Below are 19014 nucleotides of genomic sequence, written 5' to 3'. Positions count from 1 at the left end.
CGCCGGGGCCGTCGGTGGGCGCACCGCGATCTGCGCAGTTTCCCGGGGACGGGGCGCGCCGATCCGGAGCGGCCGCGGGCGGGCCCCGCCGCCTTGAATCCGCAAACCCGGGGCGCTATCGCCGGGCTCTGGGGATGTGAGTCGTCGTGGGCCGGGGCATCGCCCCTGCCGACATCGCCGCCGGGTCCGGCCTCCCCCGGGGCTCGATCCTCGAACCGACGCCAAGGGATGCGCCATGACCGAGATCCGCCCCCGCCGCAGCGTCCTCGCCATGCCGGGCTCCAATCCCAGGCTCCTGGAGAAGGCCCGCACCCTGCCGGCCGACGTCGTGATGATCGACCTCGAGGACGGCGTGGCGCCGGAGACCCGGGCCGCGACCCGCGAGGCCGTCGCCCGCGCGGTCGCGGAAGGGGGCTTCGGCCCGCGCGAGGTGCTGGTGCGCATCAACGCCCTCGACACGCCCTACGGCGAGGCGGACCTCGCCGCCATCGCGCCGGCCGGCCCGGATGCCATCGTGGTGCCGAAGGTGACGGGGCCGGACGCCCTGGTGGCGGTGGGCTCGCGCCTGCGCCGCCTCGGCGCGCCCGACCGGACCCGGACCTGGGCGATGATCGAGAGCCCGATGGCGATCCTGCATCTGGCCGAGATCGCGAGTTCGGCCCGCGACGTGGACACGCGGCTCGCCTGCCTCATGGTCGGGCCGAACGATCTCGCCAAGGCCAGCCGCCTGCGCCTCGGGGTGCCGGGCCGCCCGGCCCTGATGCCCTGGCTGATGAGCGTGATCGCGGCGGCGCGGGCCTACGAGATCGACGTGATCGACGGCATCTACAACGATTTTCGCGATGCGGAGGGATTCGCAGGCGAGTGCGCGCAGGGGCGCGATTGCGGCTTCGACGGCAAGATGCTGATCCATCCGGACCAGATCGGCCCGGCCAACGCGGCCTTCGGCCCGAGCCCGGACGAAGTCGCCTGGGCCCGGCGCATCCTGGCCGCCTTCGCCGAGCCGGAGAACCGGGCGCGCGGCGTCATCGCCCTCGACGGGAAGATGGTGGAGCGCCTGCACGCGGTCGAGGCCGGACGGACCGTGGCGCTCGCCGACGCCATCGCGGCGCGAGGCGCGTGAGCCGCGACCTCTCCGTCGAGATCCGTCTGCTCGATGCCCGCCTCGCCGGCTGGGGCTTTCCCCGCTGGGGCTCGGCGGACGCCGCCGGACTCGACCTGCACGCCTGCCTCGACGCGGCACTGGACCTGCCGCCGCAGGGGCCGCCGGCCCTGATTCCGGCGGGCTTCACCCTGGCGATCGGCGATCCGGCCTGGTGCGGGCTGATCTTCCCGCGCTCCGGTCTCGGCCATCGCGAGGGCCTCGTCCTCGGCAACGGCACGGGAGTGATCGACGCCGACTACGCGGGACCGCTGCTGATCTCGGCCTGGAACCGCAACCCCGGCGGGGCCGGCATCCGGATCGAGCCCGGCGACCGCATCGCCCAGCTCGTCTTCACCCGGGTGACGCGGCCGACCCTGACGGTGAAGGCCGCCGAGGCGCCACGAACCGAGGACCAGGCCGTCGAGGCGCCCGGCGGGCGCGGCAGCGGCGGCTTCGGCTCCACGGGGCGGCGCTGAGGCGCGCTCAGACGATGCCGCTGCCCTCGAACGGCCAGGGCCGGCCGAGATGGGCGGCCACCCGCGCGGGCTCGTGGCCCACGACCTCCACCGCCGCCTGCACGTCCTCGCTCGGCACCTCGAAGCGGCGCGCCCAGTAGGCCAGGGTCCAGGGCTCGGAGACGTTGACGGTGGCGGGCTCGTGCTCGTTGCTCGATTGGTGCTGGTTGCCCGATGTCGCGCTGCTGCTCATGTGGCTCCTCATGGGGTCGGGCCCGCGCCGCGCGGGCTCCCTGCGCGTCAACGCGCGGCGGGGCGAAAGAGCGATCCAGCCCCGCGCAAGCCTCCCGGCTTAGGTCCGCCACAACGATCCATTCTGTCCCCAGCGGAGGCGTCGAGCCTTGGGCGTTCTCATCGGCCTCGTCATCGCAATCGCCTGCATGCTCGGCGGCTTCGTCGCCATGGGCGGCCACCTCGTCGTGCTCTGGCAACCGTGGGAATTCGTCATCATCGGGGGCATGGGAGCCGGCGGCTTCATCATGGCCAACACGATGAAGACGGTGGTGGATTCCGGTAAGGCGAGCATGGACGCGCTCACCGGCAAGGTGCCCAAGCGCAAGGACTACCTCGCCCTGCTCGGCCTGCTGCACGCCCTCGTGCGCGAGTTGAAGACGAAGCCCCGCAACGAGGTCGAGCCGCACCTCGACGACCCGGCCAATTCCGAGATCTTCAAGGCCTATCCGGACGTGGCCAAGGATGCCGACCTCGTCCTGTTCATCTGCGACTACGCCCGGCTCATCCTGATCGGCAACGCCCGCGCGCACGAGATCGAGGCCCTGATGGAGGAGGAGATCTCGGGCTACCGCAAGGACCGGCTCAAGCCCTACGCGGCGGTCACCACCGTGGCCGAGGCGATGCCGGCGCTCGGCATCGTGGCGGCGGTGCTCGGCATCGTGAAGGCCATGGGCGCCCTCGACCAGTCGCCCCAGATCCTCGGCGGCCTCATCGGCGCGGCGCTGGTGGGCACCTTCTTCGGGGTGTTCATGTCCTACGGCGTGCTCGCCCCCTTCGCGATCAAGATCAAGGCGGTCCGCGAGAAGCAGAACCACGTCTACGTCGTCGTCAAGCAGACCCTGATCGCCTACATGAGCGGGGCGGTGCCGCAGATCGCCGTCGAGTATGGCCGCAAGGGCATCTCGCTCGCCGACCGGCCCACCATCGACGAGGTCGAGAACGCCACCGTGAACGGCGGCGCGCAGAGGGAGGCCGCCTGAGCATGGACGCGTCCACCGGCAACGCCGCCGACATCCGCGCCCGCCTGATCGAGGCCGGGGGGCTCTCCCTCGACCGCATGCCGATGCTGAACGTGGTGTTCGACCGGCTCACCTCGGGCTGCTCGGACAACCTGAAGCCGCTCGTCTCCTCACCGGTCTACTTTGCGTTCAACGGCTTCGCGAGCGGTCGCTTCGGCGAGATGCTCGACGCCTACGAGGGCAACGCGGTGGCGGGCATCTTCCACGCCCCCGAATGGGACAGCCACATCCTGGTGGGCCTCGACCGGGACTTCCTCTTCACCATGGTGGAGGCCCTGTTCGGCGCCGACGGAGCCGAGCCGCCGGTGGAGGACGAGCGCGCCTTCTCGGCCCTGGAGATCCGCCTCGCCCAGACCATCCTCGAACAGGTCGGCAAGGCCCTGGAATCCTCGTTCTCCCTGGTCTCCGCGACGCCGTTCCGGCTGGAGCGCACCGAGACCCGCATGGAATTCGCCGTAATCGGCGGCCGCAGCAACAAGGCCGTCGAGGCCAAGTTCTCGATCCAGGCCCTCAATCGCGGCGGCGAACTCTTCCTGATCCTGCCCCAATCCGTCCTCAACCCGATGCGCCCCGCCCTCGCCAAGGTGCTGACCGGCGATTCCGCCGCCCGCGACCCGGCCTGGACGCAGCAGATCGCCACCGAGGTGCAGAAGGCGCAGGTCACCCTCCGGGCGGTGCTCGAGGAACGCACCCTGACCCTGGGCGAGATCGCCGGCCTCAAGGTCGGCCAGGTCATCGGCCTCGACGCGACGCCCGCGACGCGGGTGAAGCTCGAGGGCAACGACAGGCCGCTGTTCTGGTGCCATATGGGGCAGGCGCAGGGCTCCTACGTCCTGCGCGTCGACGAAGCCATCACTCCGGGTAAGGAAGGCGCGGGCGATGACGCCGTGGGCTGACACCATCCTCCTCCTGGCCCTCGTGGGCACGAGCGCCTGCGTGGTGCCGATGTACCTCAAGCTGAAGCGCCTCGACCGGACCCAGGCCGAGTACGGCCGCATCCTCACCCGGTCCGGCCACGCGCTCACCCAGGCGGGCGACGCGGTGCGCAGCTTCAGCACCGAGGGCCGCGAGATCCTGGAGGCCCTCGACCAGCGCATCGGCGAGGCGCGCCAGACCCTCGCGGAGCTGGAGGCCAGCCGGCGCGATCTTGTCGCCACACACGAGCGCCACGTGCGGTGAGGGGTCAGCCGAACGGCGCTGATCCGCTTGCGCCGCGACCGCGTTTCCCCGATCCTTCCCCTTTCCGCTGACGGCCGAATCCCTCCCCCGACGTTCGATCGCAGCCCCTCACGAGCGGATGATGAGCAACAGCCCCTTCGACGATGCGGACCTCGCGTCCTCCGCTGCCCCGCCGGTCTTCCCGACCGTCTCGGCCGCCGCTTCGGCCCCCGAGGCGGCGTCGCCCGACGCGCGGATCGGCGACGGCCGCAACCTCGATTCGATCCTGCGCATCCCCGTCCTGATCCAGGTGGTCCTGGGTTCGGCGACGATGCCGGTGGCGAACCTGATGAAGCTCGGGCGCGGCGCCATCGTGCCCCTCGACCACCGGGTCGGCGAGCCCGTGGACGTCACCGTGAACGGCCGGGTGGTGGCGCGCGGCGAGATCGTGGTGGTGGAGGAGGACAATTCGCGCTTCGGAGTCTCGCTGACCGAGATCGTCGGCCCGGCCGACGCCGGCCAGAACGGCTGAGGACCCCGGCGTGGCGAGCGTGCCGATCCCCCTCCGGGCTCCAGGCCCCCACCGGTCCCTCAAGCCGGTGGACGAGGTCGCGACCCTGCTGCTGGCCATGGGCAAGCCCGCCGCCGGCCGCCTGCTGAAGTATTTCGAGCCGGATGAGATCAAGCGCATCACCCGCTCGGCCACGCAGCTCGGCACCGTGAGCGCGGGCCAGCTCGACGACATCGTCGAGATGTTCTCCCACGAATTCGCCGCCGACGGCCGCCTCGTCGGCACCGCCTCCGAGGTGGAGAAGCTGTTCTCCGGGCTGCTCCCGGCGGATCAGGTCGCCGAGATGCTCGCCGACGCGCGGGGCGGCGCCACGCGCTCGGTCTGGGAGCGCATGTCCGAGGTCGGCGAATCGGTGATCGCGAGCTACGTCGTCAAGGAACACCCCCAGACGGCGGCCCTGATCCTGTCGCGCCTGAAGCCGGCGGCGGCGGCCAAGGTGATGTCCCACCTGCCCCAGCCCACCCGCAACACGGTGATGCGGCGGATGCTGAGCTTCAAGCCGGTGGGCGAGGCGGTGATCGCGATCATCGAGCAGGCCCTGCACGAGGACCTGCTCGCCAACGGCGCCCGCAACGCCGGGGCCGACACCCATGCCAAAATGGCCGACATCATCAACAAGATGGAGCGGACCCAGATCGACGAGGTGCTCTCCAGCCTCTCCGAATCGCGCCCGAAATCGGTGGAGATCCTCAAGGGGCTGCTCTTCACCTTCGACGACATCGTCAAGCTGGCGCCGCGCGCCCGCACCACCCTGTTCGACGCCGTGCCCAACGACCGCCTGATCCTGGCGCTGAAGGGCACCGAGGCGGAGTTCCGGGGGGTCATCCTCGGGGCGCTCTCGGCCCGTGTACGCCGCATGGTGGAGCACGAACTGAACGGCGGCGAGCCGGCGGCCCAGAAGGACGTGACCGAGGCGCGCCGCAGCATCACCGACCTCGCCCTGGAGATGGCGGGGCGCGGCGACATCGAGATCAACGGCGGGGGCGAGGCCGAAGCCCTGGTGCGCTAGCGCCACCGTGGCCGGCTTGATGCTGCGATGTCCGACGAAGACCAGGAGAGCAAGACCGAAGACGCCACCGAGCGGAAGATCCGCGAGGCCCTCGACAAGGGCAACGTGCCGTTCTCCCGCGAGGCGCCGGTCTTCGCCTCGATCCTCGGGCTGCTGATCGCCCTCAGCTTCGTGGTCCGGGACGGGGTCGCCCCCCTGCTCCAGGCGCTCGCGCCCTTCCTCGACCATCCCCGCGATTTCGCCCTGGAGAACAACCAGGATGTGGCGCGCCTCCTCGAAGCGACCGCGATGGCGGCCGCGCGCTTCCTCATCCCCATCGTGCTGATCATCGGGGGCTGCGGGCTCGTCGCGTCCCTGATCCAGAACGTGCCGAGCCTCGTCGGCGAGCGGATCCGCCCGCAATGGTCGCGCATCTCGCCGGCGGCGGGCTGGGGACGGATCTTCGGAAAGGCGGGTCAGGTCGAGTTCCTGAAATCGCTCCTTAAATTTTTAAGTGTCAGTCTCATCGCCCTGCTACTCCTGCGCTCGGAGGGCGGCAAAGCCGTGAGTGCCATGTTCGCCGACCCGAGCCAGATCCCGGATCTCATCCTGACCGTCTCGGTCCGGCTCATCTCGGTCGTGTGCATCGCCACGATCGTCATCGTGGCGGCCGACCTCGTCTGGTCGCGCATGCGCTGGCAGCGCTCCCTGCGCATGTCGAAGCAGGACCTCAAGGACGAGCACAAGCAGACCGAGGGCGATCCCCTGGTGAAGAGCCGCCTGCGCTCGCTGGCGCAGGACCGCTCGCGCAAGCGCATGCTCGCCAACGTCAAGCAGGCCACGGTGGTGATCGCGAACCCCACGCACTACGCCATCGCCCTGCGCTACGCCCGCGACGAGCAGCCCGCCCCCCTGGTCATGGCCAAGGGCAAGGACCTCGTGGCCCTGCGCATCCGAGAAATCGCCGAGGCGAACGGCATCGCTGTCGTGGAAGACAAGCCTCTCGCAAGGTCCCTGTACGACAGTGTCGAGGTGGACCAGATGATTCCGGCGGAGTTCTACAGCGCAGTGGCTCAGATCCTGTTCTTCCTGTTCTCGAAGGCCCGATGATGACCGAGGCGTTTCCTGCGACGGAATTCGCACCCGGAGCCGGCATCCTTGCCGACGCCGAGCGTGTCTTCGCCACGGCGATCCGGGACTTCATCGCCGAACTCTGCCTCCTCGACGGCGGTATCCTGATCGGCTGGGTCCAGGCGGCGCGCCACGGCAACATCGCCGACCTCGTCGCCTCCTCCGCCGAACCCTTCTTCAAGGAAGCCACCATCGCCTACGCGGACGGGGCCGACATGCGCTTCGAGTGGGGCAGTTCGCTCACCGTCGTCCTCGACATGGAGTTCGTCACCGAACCCGTGACCGTGTTCTTCAAGCTCATCCTCGACGGGGTCTATGTCGGCGTCGCCATCCAGCGAATCCTCGCCGATCAGGTCGGCCCGGATTTCTGCCTCGGCGGTTTCGAGACCGCGCTCGCCGGGGCCCGCCTCTCCCACGCCTCGGCCTGATCCGGGATTCGCCCGCTTCGGCCGGAGCCTGCGACATCCTGCATGTGATGCCCGAATGGGCGTTGGATTCCGCTCGCTGAAGCAAGAGCACGGCGCAGCCCACGTCCCTCGCAAGGCGGGGTGGCTGCGGTAGAAGTCTTCGTGATGGCGGACTCTCACATCGGGCGAGATAACAGGGCCCCCATCGCTGGCCTGCATCGTCTTCATGCAACCGCCCGCGTTCGATCACGGGTTCGTGCGAATGCGAGATCATCGCCAATGCATCGCAAGTTTGAAATCTGTCGACACGATTGTTGAACTACATCTTGTGTAGTTGCAAGCTCGCGATAGGTTAAAGATGGATCAAACCTGCGGTTGTCTTGCGTTTACCGCCGGATTCGCTAATCCTCCGGCTTACGCGGGACGCCCGGGAGCCTAGAGAGATGTATGTCCTGGTGGATGCCCGGCCATCGGTGAATTCCGGGTACAAGGCCAGCTTCGATCGCGAGGGGATCTCGTCCCTCGGCCTCGACCCGCAGGAATTCACCCACTGGTTTCAATCTTCCTCGCGCGTCGACCGGGAGGCGATCCAGGGCTTCCTGCTGGGCGATTTCGAGGGCCGGGCGAAATGCGCGAGCCTGATCCGCAAGATGTCGCGCGCGCCGATCATCGCGCTCAGCGACGTGCGCTCCCTCGACCAGACGCTCCAGCTGTTCGAGGCCGGCATCGACGACGTGCTGCCCAAGCCCGTGCATATCCGCGAGATCCTCGCGCGCTCGGAGGCGATCTGGCGCCGGGTCAACGCGCAGGCCGCCCCCGCCGCCCCGGCGCAGGCCGAGCGCCTGAAGGTGCACTTCGACGGGCGCGACCCCGAGGTGGACGGCGAGAAGCTGGCCCTGCCCCGCCGTGAGCGCCACATCCTCGAATGCCTGGTGCGCAACCGGGGCCGGCGCATGACGAAGGCCCAGATCTACAACATCGTCTACGGGGTCTACAGCAATGGCGTCGAGGAGAGCGTGATCGAGGGGCACGTGAGCAAGCTGCGCAAGAAGCTCAGCGAGCGCCTCGGCTACGACCCGATCGAGGCCAAGCGCTTCATGGGCTACACCTTCATCGGCTGAGAAGCTCGCGTGAGCCGAGAACCTCGCTTGGACCGACGGTGACGCCCTGGCGCGCCCCGCTCACTGGCAGAAGCTGCGCGCGCCCGGCGTCCAGGCCCCGAAGCCCGAGGCCACCATGTTGGTGATGACCCGGCAGACGTAGAGCTTCTGGGCCGGGTTGTTGTTCGGCCCCGCATGGTAGCGCGCCACCGCCAGGGTCCAGCTGCCCTCGCGCGCCTTGAGCTGCTTCAGGAATAGGGTGGCGTAGTCCACGTTCTGGCGCGGATCGATCATCGCCTCCAGGCTGGCGAACTTCTCGCGGTGGTAATGGTGGTTGATCTGCATGCAGCCGAGATCCACGAGCTTGATCCCGCTCGCCCGAGCCTGGGCGAGCTGCCCCATCACGTCGGCCGCGCTGCTGCCGAAATAGGCCCGGCCCTGGATGTTCATCGCATAGGGCTGCAGGGAGCCGCGCTTGCCGCTCTCGGTGAGCCCGACCGCGTAGAGCACGCCGAGGGGCACGCCGTGCCGGGCCGAGGCGCCGGCCATCTCGCGCTCGCAGATGTTGGCCGAGGCCGGGAGGGCCGCCGCCTTCGGCGGGACCGGCGGCGCGCTGTTGGCCGCGGCCCCCGCGAGGCTAGAGGTAAACGCCGCTGCGGTCAGGGTTAGTCGAAACGCTCTCATGGATCCGCTCTCGGGTTTCGGACGGGGGGGCCGGACGGCCCTCGGGCTGGCGGCGCCCCGACGGGTCGGGCAGGGACTGGTTCGGGCCGGCATCGGCGCGCGGCGCGAAGGCCTGCGCCTCACTCGCCACGGTGGGTGGCGGCGGGCCGCCCACGATGGTCAGGCGCTCGGGCTGGTAGCCGCCCTGGCGCAGGAGTTCGGTGAGGATCTCGCCCCCTTCCCGCAGCAGGGCCGCCGTGTCCTCGCGGCTGGCCTGCAGGCTCATCTCGAGCTGGCCGTCGCGCAGGCGCATCCGCACCAGGACGGTCCCGAGATCCGCAGGATGAAGCTGGAGCGTGAGGAGCCGCAGGGGGCCGTCGAGGCCCGAGGCGCCCGGCGTCGCAGCGGCGAGCCCGCGCGGCAGCTGCCCCAGCACGGCGGCCGCGACCTGCTGCGCCGGCGCCGACGCGGCGGGCGCGGTCCCGGGCAGGCTCAGGGCCGGCGCCGCATCGAGCAGGGTCGCGGCCGGCTGGCCGGAGGCGCCACCCGGTGCCGGAACGGTCGCGGCGGTCTCAGCCGGCGTCGCGGATCCGGCCTCGGCGGAGCGGCGCGAGCCGACGTCCAGGCCGTGCGATGGTGAGGCGGGCGCCGGCACGCCGCTCACGATCTGGCCGGGCGGGCGAACCGGGACGGCATCGGCGTGGCGCATCACGCCGGGCGCCGGAACCGGCACATCCCCGACCGGTGCATCCTGCGCGGCGGTGGCGGCGTCTGCGGAGCCCGGCACGGGCCCGTATCCGAGGGTCGCCGGAGCTGCTGCCGGCTCGGTCTGGGGGAACGCCGACCGAAGCACGGCCGGCGGCTCGGTGGGAGTGGCGCTCGGAGGAGGCGTCGGGCCGGCGACGGTCGAGGGCCGGATCCCCGTCAGGTGCGCGGCCGCGTCCCGGTCCGATGCGTCCCCGGAGGAAGCAAGTTCGGCAGGCACGGATTCCGGGACGGCTTTCTCCGGCGAACCGGGGGACATCGCGGTTGCCCGCCCATCCGGCGCCAGGGATGCGGGCGCCAGGGATGCCGTGGCGGATGCGGACATCGGGGAGGCGGACATCGGGGATGCGGACATCGGAGAAGCATGGGCCACCGGCGGAAAACGCGGATCCCGCGTCGCGCCCGCGTCGGTGGCGGACGCGTTCGAGGGCGGTGTCACGGGCGGGATCGGCACGCCGGCAGCCAGCGTCGCCGCGGTGTCCCCGGTAGCCTCGGTCGATCCAGCGGCGGCCGGGATCGCGACGCGGGCCCCGAGCGCCGCCGACGCGGCCGGTCCGGGCTGCGCGAGGGCCGGCATCGCGGCCGGCATCGGCAGCGGATCGGCTCCGGCCTCTGGCAGGAGGCCGGCGCGTTGCGGCAAGGATGGCAGGAGCCCTTCAGGCGGCCCGCCGAGGACCGGCATCGTGGCACCGGCCTGTGCGGGGGCCGCCAAGGAGGCCGACAAGGAGGCTGGCGAGGGTGTCGCGAAAGGGGTCGCGAGGGTCTGGGGCAGCACCGGCGCGAAATGCGTTTCCCGGCGCAGGACGGTGACGCGGGTCCGCGTCTCCTGGGCCACGGTGCCCACGGCCTCCGCGGAGGTCGGGAGCAGAGCCGTCGAACCGGTCGCGGCGGGCGTCCCTGCGGCGGGCGGGCCCCCCGGAAGGCCGGCCGGCACGGCGCGGGCGACGAGGGTCGCGAGGGAATCCGGCAGACGCTGAGGCGCGGCGGCGCCCGGCAGCAACGGCGCCACGGCGGCGAGCAGGAACAGCGGATCCACCGCCTCACCCGGCCCCGGCGGGACCGCGGCCTCGGCCGCCTCCTCGCGCCGTCCGGCGGGGCGGTCGGGATTCGAGGGAACCGCCGCCGGGTCCGACGCGGCCGCGCTCCGCAGGGCCCCGAGCACGGCCCCGAAGACGCCGGAGGCGCCCTCCCCCGCCTCCGGGTCGGGTCCGCGCGCGGCCGCGATCTCCAGGGTGGGGTTACGTCCGGGGTTGGTGGCACCGAGGGTGTTCAACGCTCGCTCCTCCGCATGATCTCGTCGATGCGCCCGATGGCGCCCTGGGCGCGGGCGATGGCGGGCGCCACGGGCACCACGCGGGGCCCGGTGGGTTCGCCCTCGGAGCCCGCGAGGCCGGGGGCCGCCGCGCGGATCTCGCGGGCGGTGGACAGGGCCGCGTCGAGGAGGTCGCGGTCGGCGGGCTCCAGCAGGCCGCGGTCGGTCATGCGCAGGGTCTCGACGCATTCCTCGAAGCGCCCCTCCGTCACGATGAGGGCGGCGGCCCGGTAGAGCCGCGCGCGCATCGCCTCCACGGAGCCGGTCCCGGCGAGGGTGAGGCTGCGCTCGGCGGCGAACACCGCCGTTCCGGTCTTGCCCTGGTCCACGGCGGCGCGGGCGACGAGGAGGTACAGTTCGCGCCGGCCCTCGACCTCGACCTCGTCGAGCATGGCCTGCAGGCGGCCGAAGCGCGCGTCCTCGCCGGTGAAGTCGAGGCGGGTCAGGGCGGCGGCGAAGCGCTGGCGGAAGTTGCCCGCATAGACCGAGTGGCGGAAGCGGCGCAGGTACTGGATCGACAGCGCCTCGAACTTCGTGAGGTCGTTGGCCTGGGCCAGCACGAAGATCTCGCGGCGCAGGGCGCCCTCCTCCACCAGGGTGCCGGGCGCGAGCAGGCGGGCGAGGTCGAGGAGGCGGATCGACTGGGTCGGGTCGTCGCGCACGACGAGGGCGGATTGCGCCATGGCGAGTTGCGCGCCGAGACTCACGGGCATCAAGAGCGGGTCGATCTTGACCAGCAGGGCGCGGGCCTCCTTCTCGCGCCCCTCCAGGTAGGCGAGCGCGCCGAAGAGCAGCTTCGTCTCGGGCTCCTGCACCTTGCCCGAGGCGACGAGGTGGCGCAGCAGGGTCGGCCCGCCGCCGCTGAGCGCGAAGGTGACGGCCGCGCGCAGGTTCACGACCTCCGCCCAGGTCTCGGGCTCGAGGGCGAGCATGCGCGACTCGGCATGGGCCAGCAGCGCCCGCTGGCCGTGATGCGCCTGGGCCGAGCCCTGGGCGATCCGGTCCTGCAGCAGTTGCAGGGTGCGCAGGAGTTCGACCGGGACCGGATAGGGCTTGACCGGAAGCGGTTCGATCGGGGCCGCGGCCTCGCCGGCGCCGCTCCCGTGGGAATCGGCGGCCCGGGCGGGGCCCGCGACCGCCGCGATCAGGCAGGCCGCGCCGAGGATCCGCACCAGGCCCTCCAGGGCGGCGCGCATCATTCGGGCCGTCCCCGCAGGAGGATCTCGATGCGGCGGTTCTCGGCGGCCTTGGGGTCCGCCGGGTTGCGCGGCTGGCGGTCGGCATAGCCCTCGATGCGCTCCAGGCGCGCATCCGCGACGCCGCCGCGCACGAGCATGTAGGACGCCATCTGGGCGCGGGCCGAGGACAGGCGCCAGTTGTCGTAGACCTCCGAGCGGAAGGGGCGCGCGTCGGTATGGCCGCGCACGACGATCCGGCCGGGACGGTCCTTGAGGATGCGGGCGACCTGCTCCAGGGCACGCACCACCTTGGCCTGGGGTTCGGCCGAGCCCACGCCGAACATGGTGAAGTTCACCTCGTCGGTCAGGCTGATGAGGATGCCCTCGCCGGTGCGCCGGACCTCGGCCCGGGGTGCGGGGGTGCCCTGCGTCGGAAGGATCCGGGCGATCTCGGCCTTGATCTCGGCCATCGCGGCGTCCTCGGCCGCGTCGGTGGCCGTCTTGGCGTCCCGGACGGCCTGATCGGCCTTGGCTTCCTTGGTGACGGGATCGACCTTCGCCTCCTTGCCCGCCGTGTCGGCCTTCGCCTCCTTGCCTGCCGTGTCGGCCTTCGCCTCCTTGGAGACCGTGTCGGCCTTCGCCTCCTTGGCGGCGGGGGTCGCCTCGGGCTTGGGCGCCGGCTTGGGCAGCAGGGCCAGGATCTTGGTGTCCCCTTCGCCGGGCAGCGCCGAGGCGAGCTTGATCGGCGCCGGCTTCGCGCCGGGCGAGGCCGAGCGGGCGTCGGGGCGGCTCTCCTGCGGCTGGGGCGTCACCGTGCCGGTGGCGCCGGCCTGCTCGGTGCGGGTCTTGGCCAGCGGCGCGACCTGCCAGTAGAGCGGGTCGAAGGGATCGCGCGCGGCCTCGCCGCCCCGGATGCCGGCCTCTCCGTTCTCGGTCACCACCGCATCGGCGGAGGCGGTCTCCGGACCGGGCTCGACCTCGGCCGCGAGCTTGGCCAGCACCGCGTAGGGGTCCTGGAACAGGGCGGCCTCGCGGGAGCGGCTGCCGGGCGGCCCGGACGCGCCCTTGCCCTCCGTGCGGCCCTCGCCGGTTCCGCCATCGGGCTTGCCCTCCTCGGGTGTCGCCTCGCCGGGCTTGTTCTGCGGATCGCGCAGGCCCTTCCGGTCGAAGCTGACATCGGCCAGCTTGACCGGGTTGAAGTACTCGGCGATGGCCGATTTCGTCTCCTTGGTGGTGGAGCCGATCAGCCACAGCACCAGGAACAGCGCCATCATCGCCGTCATGAAGTCGGCGAGCGCGATCTTCCAGGCGCCGCCGTGGTGCCCGTCCTCGTGGTCGCCGTGGCGCCGGATGATGATGATCTCGTGGTGGGCGTCGTCGGCCATGCCTCAGGATCCCCGCACCGCGTCCGCCATCAGGCTGCCCCAGGCGCCGAGCTGGGTCTCGATCACGGTCTGGTCGGCCTGGACCGCCACGTCGGCGGTGTCGGCGGCCACGAATTCCACGGCGGGCTCGAAGGGCCCGAGCCGGCCCGCCACCGCGTCGAGAAGGTCCGCCGGACCGCTCACCCGCACGGGCGCGCGGGCATCCCCGAGGATGCGGGCGAGGCTCTGGGCGAGTTCGTCCACGGCCTGGCGCCGGAGCGACTCGGTGAGCACGGGCACGAGGAGGTGTCCGACGCGGTCGGTGAGGCCGGCGCCGAGGGCCTGGAGGGCGTCGGCGAAGCCGCTCGCGAGGCGGTCGCCCTCCTGCGTGCACCAGGCCTCGCGCATCTCCGCGAGGCGGGCGTCGTGGTCGGCCTGCAGGCCGGCGAGCAGGGAAGCGGCCTCGGCGGCCGCCTCGGCCCGGCCGAGTTCACGGCCCCGCTCCAGGCCGCGTTCCAGGCCCTTCGCCTCGGCGGCGCGAAGCTGCGCCGCGCGGTCCTCGGGCGCCTCGACGGGGGCCGGCGGCTTGCGCAGCAGGGCGGCGAGCCCGTCCGTGGCGCGCGACGCGGGCCGGGCGAGCGGGTTGGCGGGCGCCGGCGCGGCGGCGTCGGAGAAGTCGGGCAGGAAGCGTGCGATCGCGGCGGCCATCACGCGGCCTCACGCTGGAGCCAGCGCTTCAGGATCTCGGCGGCCTGGGCCTCGTCGGACTCGATCATCTGCTCCAGTCTCTTCTGCGGCGTGCGGTTCAGCTTCTCGGCGAGGTCTTCGATCATGCTGGCGACGGGGCTCTGGCCCGGTGCGGGGAGGCCGGGCGCGTCGCCGTTGAGGCCGACCTGCGCCGGGGCGCCGGGGGCGGCGAGCGCCGCGTTCGGCCCGTTCGCCGCCAGCGCCTGCGCCTCCGTGGCGGCGAGCGCCAGCGCCTCCTCCTGCTGCGCCGCCGGGATCTCCAGGATGGCGCGCATGGCCGGGCGCAGGCCGAACCAGATCAGCAGGCCCGCCACGAGCAGGATGGTGCCGGCGTTGATGAGGGTGGCCGACTGGCGCATCAGCACCTCGGTGAGGCTCAGCGGCGCCACGGGCTCCAGGGGCTGGCCGTCGTTGACGAAGCCGACGGCGGCGACCTTCACGTTGTCGCCGCGCTCCTTGTTGAAGCCGGCGGCCGAGCCGACGAGCTGCTCGATCTCGGCGACCTGCGCGTCGATGGCGGCCTTGCTCGCCTCGGGACCGGCGAGCGAGGCCAGCCGCGCCCGGTTGACGAGGACCGCCACGGAGATGTGCTTGATGTTGTAGCCGTCGCTCACCGTCTGGATGGTCTTCGAGGAGATCTCGTAGTTCGTGAGGTCCTCGCGCTTCTGGGTCTCGTTGCTGGCCGAGTCGTTGCCATCCGAGCGGGCGCGCTGGTCGGGCAGGTTCGCCTGGGCCGAGGTCGGGCGCTGGGCGGCGTTGCGGTTCTGCGAATTCTCGGTCTCGCGCACGGCGCGGGTCGAGCGCTCGACGCGCTGGTCGGGGTTGAAGATCGTCTCGTTCTGCACCGTCTTGTCGGTGTTGAGGCGCGCCGCGACGCTGACCTCGAAGTTGCCCACGCCGAGATAGGGGGTCAGCGTCCGGCGGATGTTGTCCTGGACCTCGTTGCCGATGGTCTTCTCCAGGGTGGCCATCTTGCCGGTGGGCACCGCGTTGGCGTCGTCGCCCGAGAGCAGGAGCGAACCGTCCGAACCGATCACGGTGACGCGGTCGGGCTTCATGCCGGGCACGGCGGAGGCCACGAGGTGGCGGATCGACTGGGCGCCGCTGATGTCGTCGGCGGGCTCGGTGCGCACCACCACGGAGGCCGAGGGCGGCTGCTGGTCGCGGCGGAACGAGCCCCGGTCGGGCAGCACGATGTGGACGCGGGCGGCCTTCACGCCCTTCATGCCCTGGATGGTGCGGGCGATCTCGCCCTCGAGGGCGCGCACCCGCGTCACCTCCTGCATGAACGAGGTCATGCCCAGCGAGCCGAGATCGTTGAACAGCTCGTAGCCGGACTTCGAGCTCTGCGGCAGGCCCTTCTCGGCCAGCAGCATGCGGGCATTGGCGGTGTGGCCGTAGGCCACGAGCACGGCGGCGCCGTCGGCGCTGACGTCGAAGGGGATGTTGGCGTCCTTCAGAACGCTGCCGATGCGCCCGACATCCTCGCGGCTCAAGCCCGTATAGAGCGGCTCCTGGGCCGGACGGCTGAGGTAATAGGCGCCGAGGCCGACGGCGAGGAAGACCACCACGCCGATGAGCGACAGGGCGGCGATGCGCCGTCCGCCGAGCGCGAGGATGTTGTTCCAGAGCCGTTCGGCGTGCTGAAGACCGGACATTCGGTGGGCTGCTCCCCTTCGGATCCGCGATCCGATCCAGTCCTCTCACCCGCCAGCCTTGCGTGAAGGTTGCGCCGTGGTGCGATGGCGGGGGCCGGACCAGAGGCGGTGGACCCGGATCCGAAGCGCCCCGCTACCCTGGGGCGGGCTCAGATGCGAGATTTCTCCGCGTTGGTCCTGTTCAGCTTGACCCTGTCGAGGTCCGGCCTGGGTGGGAAAGCGGGCTTTGGCCTCTGTTCCGCAAGCAGTCATTCGTGCGAGGTCGATCATCCTGACTCCTGGGCACGGCAGGAGGTTGGTCACAGCCCCGCCATCGCGTTAGTCTCGAACGATCATGGAATTGAAATGGCTTGAGGACTTCGTCAGCCTCGCCCGCACTGGCAATTTCTCGCGCTCGGCCGGGGAGCGCCACATCACCCAATCCGCCTTCAGCCGTCGGATCCAGGCACTGGAGACCTGGCTCGGGGTCGCCCTTATCGACCGAAGCACCTATCCGACCTCGCTGACGCCAGCCGGGCGGGAGTTCCGCGAGACGGCCGAGGAAGCCGTGCGCATGCTTCACGGCAGCCGCGCCGCCTTGCAGGCCAGCGTCCAACCGAACAAGCAGACCGTAGCGGTTGCCGCGCTTCACACCCTGGCCTTGAGCTTCTTCCCCCGCTGGTTCCGGCAGATCGAGGCTCGGACCGGGCCCTTGGGAAGCCGACTGCTGCCCGACGACTTCCACACATGCATCCAGGCCGTTGTTGAGGGCGGCTACGACTTCTTGCTAACCTTCCACCATCCGAGCGTGCCGATCTTGCTCGACCCTGTGCAGTTCCCACACCGGGTGGTCGGGGCCGACAGCCTTGTGGCCGTGCGGAGCCCGGCGGCGGCGGACGCGCCGTTGCCGCTCTTGAGCTACTCGCAGAACTCCTTCTTGGGCCGCGTGGCGACCTTCGCCCAGGCGCAGGCCGGCGGACCGGCCGCAGTGATCGCCCACACGAACGAAAATGCGATGGCCGAGGCGCTAAAGTTCATGGCTCTGGAGGGTCATGGACTGGCGTGGCTACCGCGTAGCCTCGTCGGGCTTGAACTGACCGAAGGCAGGCTGATCGCATTGGGCGAGGCCATGCCTCTCGAGGTGCGCCTCTACAGGAATGCCGGTCATCGCCGCGCCGCTGTGTCGGCCGTCTGGGAGGCGGCAGAGGCTATCGCCGGAACTATGCAGGATCGGAATAGGCCGGACTGAGACGGCATTGGACCCGCCCGTTGGCGCCGCGCATCGTGCTTGCACAACAGGAGGCGGCGATGCTCGGTGTGCTTGGTGGAATGGGTCCGATGGCGACGGTCGATTTCATGGCGAAGGTCGTTCGTAATACCCCTGCGGCTTGCGATCAGGACCACATCCCGATGGTTGTGTGCTCCGCCTCGAACATCCCGGACCGCAACGCCGCGCTCCGGGGTGAGGGAGCCGATCCGCTTCCTGCCATGCGCGACGCCCTGCGGCGGCTGGAGGCTGCAGGTGCGACCTGCATTGCCATCCCCTGCAACACCGCGCACATGTGGCACCGCGACCTCCAGTATGAGACGCCGCTTCCCATCCTGCACATCGTGGACGCAGTGACCTGCGAGCTGATCGCGCAGAAGGGCGACTCCATTGGTGTGCTGGGCACAACCAGCACCATCGAGGGCCGGCTCTATGAGGAGCGTCTATCCTGCAAAGGCTTGTCGTGCCGCGTGCCTGACGCGGTCGGTCAGGACGCGGTGATGCAGGCGATCCGTCTGGTGAAGGCGGGGCAGATCGCCGGGGCCGCGGATATCCTTCAGGTGCAGGCTGAAGCCTTGATTGATGCAGGCTGCAGCCAAGTCGTGATGGCCTGCACGGAGATCCCCGTGGCACTGGCATCGGTCGAAGAGACGTTGCGCACGAAGCTGGTGGACGCGACAGAGGCGCTCGCCCGTGCCTGCGTCCGCGCCTGCAAGGCCGCCACCACCTCTGAGCTTGCCTTCGCGGCCTGACATCAATGCGCTTCGTCGGCCGCGTTGCGACCGCGCAACGCCGGTCCCTGCGGCACGCTCTCCACCCGTACTCGGAAGCGGCCGACGAGAATCTAACCATTCCAACCGTAGGGCACTGTCTCACCCTGCAGCCTGCAAGCGGACGGTCCAGGCTTCCGCAACGGGTCGAAACCCGCCCGCACTCCGCCAAGCGCGCTCGACCCAGACCCTAGAAGAACGATCGCACCAATCCCCCCACCAGCATGTTCCAGCCGTCGATGAGGATGAAGAACAGCACCTTGAACGGCAGCGAAATCACGGTGGGCGGCAGCATCATCATGCCCATCGACATGATGATGGTGGAGACGATCATGTCGATGACGAGGAAGGGCAGCGCGATCAGGAAGCCGATCTCGAAGCCGCGGCGCAGTTCCGAGATCATGAAGGCCGGGATCAGGATGCGCAGGTCGATCTTCTCGCCGCCCTCGGCCTTGGGGATGTTGCGGCTCGCCAGATCGGTGAAGGTCTGCAGGTCCTTCGGGCGCACGTGCTGCACCATGAACTCGCGGAACGGCTCCACGAGCTTGGGGATCGCCTCCTCCTCGGAGATGCGGTTCTCGGTGAGCGGCTTCAGGCCCTCGTTGTAGGCCCGGTCGAAGGTCGGCGCCATGACGTAGAACGTCATGAACAGCGACAGGCTGACGAGGAAGATGTTGGCCGGCGTGCTCTGGAGGCCGAGCCCCGAGCGCAGGAACGAGAACGCGATGGCGAAGCGCGTGAAGCTCGTCACCATCACGAGCAGGCCCGGCGCCAGCGACAGCACGGTGAGCAGTGCCACGAGTTGCAGGATGCGCCCGCTCGCCGCCCCGTTGCCGGCCGGCAGCAGGGCGTCGAGGGCCGGGAGACCCGTCGCGGACTGGGCGGCGGCCGCGCCGGTCAGCGCCAGGGCGGCGGTGAGGGCGAGGCCCGCGAGAATGAGGCGTTTCAGGGGTGTTCCCGCCCGTCGCAGCGCAGGCCGCACGGCACCACGCGGTGCGCGAAGACCGTCGCCGGGCCAGCACGAAGGCCCAGCAAGTTTCGGGA

At 70.8% G+C, this 19014-nt stretch carries 20 protein-coding genes; 12 read left to right on the top strand and 8 right to left on the bottom strand.

Features of this window, described 5'->3' with window-relative positions:
- Positions 1-235 precede the first annotated feature (235 nt).
- A complete protein-coding gene (locus tag OF380_RS10930; protein WP_264050782.1) occupies positions 236-1123 on the top strand; it encodes an HpcH/HpaI aldolase/citrate lyase family protein in 888 nt (295 codons plus the stop codon).
- The gene (dut, locus tag OF380_RS10925) at positions 1120-1620 is read left to right on the top strand and encodes a dUTP diphosphatase (RefSeq protein WP_264050781.1); all 501 of its coding nucleotides are present in this window, start codon (positions 1120-1122) and stop codon (positions 1618-1620) included. The genes OF380_RS10930 and dut overlap by 4 nt, the downstream gene beginning before the upstream one ends.
- Before the next feature lie 7 nt (positions 1621-1627).
- On the opposite strand, the gene OF380_RS10920 is transcribed toward dut, so the two are convergent.
- A complete protein-coding gene (locus tag OF380_RS10920) occupies positions 1628-1852 on the bottom strand; it encodes a DUF3606 domain-containing protein (protein ID WP_264050780.1) in 225 nt (74 codons plus the stop codon).
- A gap of 148 nt (positions 1853-2000) precedes the next feature.
- On the opposite strand from OF380_RS10920, the gene motA reads away from it, so the two are divergent.
- From motA to OF380_RS10880, 8 genes are all read left to right on the top strand, one after another.
- Positions 2001-2873 (top strand): flagellar motor stator protein MotA, encoded by an 873-nt coding sequence (gene motA / locus OF380_RS10915; RefSeq protein ID WP_264050779.1) that lies wholly within the window; start codon positions 2001-2003, stop codon positions 2871-2873.
- Positions 2874-2875: 2 nt separating this feature from the next.
- The gene (locus OF380_RS10910) at positions 2876-3808 is read left to right on the top strand and encodes a flagellar motor switch protein FliM (RefSeq protein WP_264050778.1); all 933 of its coding nucleotides are present in this window, start codon (positions 2876-2878) and stop codon (positions 3806-3808) included.
- The gene (locus OF380_RS10905) at positions 3792-4091 is read left to right on the top strand and encodes a hypothetical protein (protein ID WP_264050776.1); all 300 of its coding nucleotides are present in this window, start codon (positions 3792-3794) and stop codon (positions 4089-4091) included. Before OF380_RS10910 ends, OF380_RS10905 begins: the two co-directional genes overlap by 17 nt.
- Positions 4092-4212: 121 nt before the next feature.
- Positions 4213-4602, top strand: a complete 390-nt coding sequence (fliN, locus tag OF380_RS10900; RefSeq protein WP_264050775.1) for a flagellar motor switch protein FliN — start codon at positions 4213-4215, stop codon at positions 4600-4602.
- A 10-nt stretch (positions 4603-4612) separates the two neighbouring features.
- Positions 4613-5650: a flagellar motor switch protein FliG gene (locus tag OF380_RS10895; protein ID WP_264050774.1), complete on the top strand. Its 1038-nt coding sequence runs from the start codon at positions 4613-4615 to the stop codon at positions 5648-5650.
- Between the two features lie 27 nt (positions 5651-5677).
- Positions 5678-6739 carry a flagellar biosynthesis protein FlhB gene (gene flhB, locus OF380_RS10890; RefSeq protein ID WP_264050773.1) on the top strand — a complete coding sequence of 354 codons (1062 nt, stop codon included), beginning with the start codon at positions 5678-5680 and terminating at the stop codon, positions 6737-6739.
- Positions 6736-7188 carry a hypothetical protein gene (locus OF380_RS10885; RefSeq protein WP_264050772.1) on the top strand — a complete coding sequence of 151 codons (453 nt, stop codon included), beginning with the start codon at positions 6736-6738 and terminating at the stop codon, positions 7186-7188. The genes flhB and OF380_RS10885 overlap by 4 nt, the downstream gene beginning before the upstream one ends.
- A gap of 422 nt (positions 7189-7610) precedes the next feature.
- A complete protein-coding gene (locus OF380_RS10880; protein WP_264050771.1) occupies positions 7611-8288 on the top strand; it encodes a response regulator transcription factor in 678 nt (225 codons plus the stop codon).
- Positions 8289-8348: 60 nt separating this feature from the next.
- Here the strand turns inward: OF380_RS10880 and OF380_RS10875 are convergent, their stop codons facing one another.
- Genes OF380_RS10875 through fliF form a run of 6 tightly spaced genes read right to left on the bottom strand, consistent with a single transcriptional unit; the run spans position 8349 to position 15954 of the window.
- Positions 8349-8951: a transglycosylase SLT domain-containing protein gene (locus OF380_RS10875; RefSeq protein WP_264050770.1), complete on the bottom strand. Its 603-nt coding sequence runs from the start codon at positions 8949-8951 to the stop codon at positions 8349-8351.
- Positions 8905-10968, bottom strand: a complete 2064-nt coding sequence (locus OF380_RS10870; RefSeq protein ID WP_264050769.1) for a flagellar hook-length control protein FliK — start codon at positions 10966-10968, stop codon at positions 8905-8907. Before OF380_RS10870 ends, OF380_RS10875 begins: the two co-directional genes overlap by 47 nt.
- Complete coding sequence (locus tag OF380_RS10865) at positions 10965-12206, bottom strand: chemotaxis protein MotC (protein ID WP_264050768.1); 1242 nt, start codon at positions 12204-12206, stop codon at positions 10965-10967. The genes OF380_RS10870 and OF380_RS10865 overlap by 4 nt, the downstream gene beginning before the upstream one ends.
- On the bottom strand, positions 12203-13570 hold the full coding sequence (locus tag OF380_RS10860; RefSeq protein ID WP_264050767.1) for a MotB family protein: 1368 nt from the start codon (positions 13568-13570) through the stop codon (positions 12203-12205). The genes OF380_RS10865 and OF380_RS10860 overlap by 4 nt, the downstream gene beginning before the upstream one ends.
- 3 nt (positions 13571-13573) lie before the next feature.
- Positions 13574-14257, bottom strand: coding sequence for a hypothetical protein (locus OF380_RS10855; RefSeq protein WP_264050766.1), 684 nt, complete (start codon positions 14255-14257; stop codon positions 13574-13576).
- Positions 14257-15954 carry a flagellar basal-body MS-ring/collar protein FliF gene (gene fliF / locus OF380_RS10850; RefSeq protein ID WP_264050764.1) on the bottom strand — a complete coding sequence of 566 codons (1698 nt, stop codon included), beginning with the start codon at positions 15952-15954 and terminating at the stop codon, positions 14257-14259. The genes OF380_RS10855 and fliF overlap by 1 nt, the downstream gene beginning before the upstream one ends.
- Before the next feature lie 334 nt (positions 15955-16288).
- On the opposite strand from fliF, the gene OF380_RS10845 reads away from it, so the two are divergent.
- Together OF380_RS10845 and OF380_RS10840 are read left to right on the top strand one after the other, a co-directional pair.
- Complete coding sequence (locus tag OF380_RS10845) at positions 16289-17182, top strand: LysR family transcriptional regulator (protein ID WP_264050763.1); 894 nt, start codon at positions 16289-16291, stop codon at positions 17180-17182.
- A gap of 20 nt (positions 17183-17202) precedes the next feature.
- Entirely contained in the window at positions 17203-17952 is a 750-nt protein-coding gene (locus OF380_RS10840) for a cysteate racemase (RefSeq protein ID WP_318784601.1), read from the top strand.
- 208 nt (positions 17953-18160) lie between these two features.
- Here OF380_RS10840 and fliP read toward each other — a convergent pair whose 3' ends face one another.
- Positions 18161-18952, bottom strand: coding sequence for a flagellar type III secretion system pore protein FliP (gene fliP, locus OF380_RS10835; RefSeq protein WP_404810575.1), 792 nt, complete (start codon positions 18950-18952; stop codon positions 18161-18163).
- Positions 18953-19014: the final 62 nt, after the last annotated feature.

The sequence above is a fragment of the Methylobacterium sp. FF17 genome, assembly GCF_025813715.1.
Classification (GTDB): domain Bacteria; phylum Pseudomonadota; class Alphaproteobacteria; order Rhizobiales; family Beijerinckiaceae; genus Methylobacterium; species Methylobacterium flocculans.
This window is presented reverse-complemented; position numbering and strand designations above follow the sequence as displayed.

Coding starts and splice junctions, on each gene's coding strand:
- fliN (WP_264050775.1), top strand. CDS start 4,213: ATGAGCAACAGCCCCTTCGACGATGCGGACCTCGCGTCCTCCGCTGCC.
- OF380_RS10865 (WP_264050768.1), bottom strand. CDS start 12,206: ATGATGCGCGCCGCCCTGGAGGGCCTGGTGCGGATCCTCGGCGCGGCC.
- OF380_RS10885 (WP_264050772.1), top strand. CDS start 6,736: ATGATGACCGAGGCGTTTCCTGCGACGGAATTCGCACCCGGAGCCGGC.
- flhB (WP_264050773.1), top strand. CDS start 5,678: ATGTCCGACGAAGACCAGGAGAGCAAGACCGAAGACGCCACCGAGCGG.
- OF380_RS10875 (WP_264050770.1), bottom strand. CDS start 8,951: ATGAGAGCGTTTCGACTAACCCTGACCGCAGCGGCGTTTACCTCTAGC.
- fliF (WP_264050764.1), bottom strand. CDS start 15,954: ATGTCCGGTCTTCAGCACGCCGAACGGCTCTGGAACAACATCCTCGCG.
- OF380_RS10880 (WP_264050771.1), top strand. CDS start 7,611: ATGTATGTCCTGGTGGATGCCCGGCCATCGGTGAATTCCGGGTACAAG.
- OF380_RS10930 (WP_264050782.1), top strand. CDS start 236: ATGACCGAGATCCGCCCCCGCCGCAGCGTCCTCGCCATGCCGGGCTCC.
- OF380_RS10920 (WP_264050780.1), bottom strand. CDS start 1,852: ATGAGCAGCAGCGCGACATCGGGCAACCAGCACCAATCGAGCAACGAG.
- OF380_RS10905 (WP_264050776.1), top strand. CDS start 3,792: ATGACGCCGTGGGCTGACACCATCCTCCTCCTGGCCCTCGTGGGCACG.
- OF380_RS10910 (WP_264050778.1), top strand. CDS start 2,876: ATGGACGCGTCCACCGGCAACGCCGCCGACATCCGCGCCCGCCTGATC.
- OF380_RS10845 (WP_264050763.1), top strand. CDS start 16,289: ATGGAATTGAAATGGCTTGAGGACTTCGTCAGCCTCGCCCGCACTGGC.
- OF380_RS10860 (WP_264050767.1), bottom strand. CDS start 13,570: ATGGCCGACGACGCCCACCACGAGATCATCATCATCCGGCGCCACGGC.
- OF380_RS10855 (WP_264050766.1), bottom strand. CDS start 14,257: ATGGCCGCCGCGATCGCACGCTTCCTGCCCGACTTCTCCGACGCCGCC.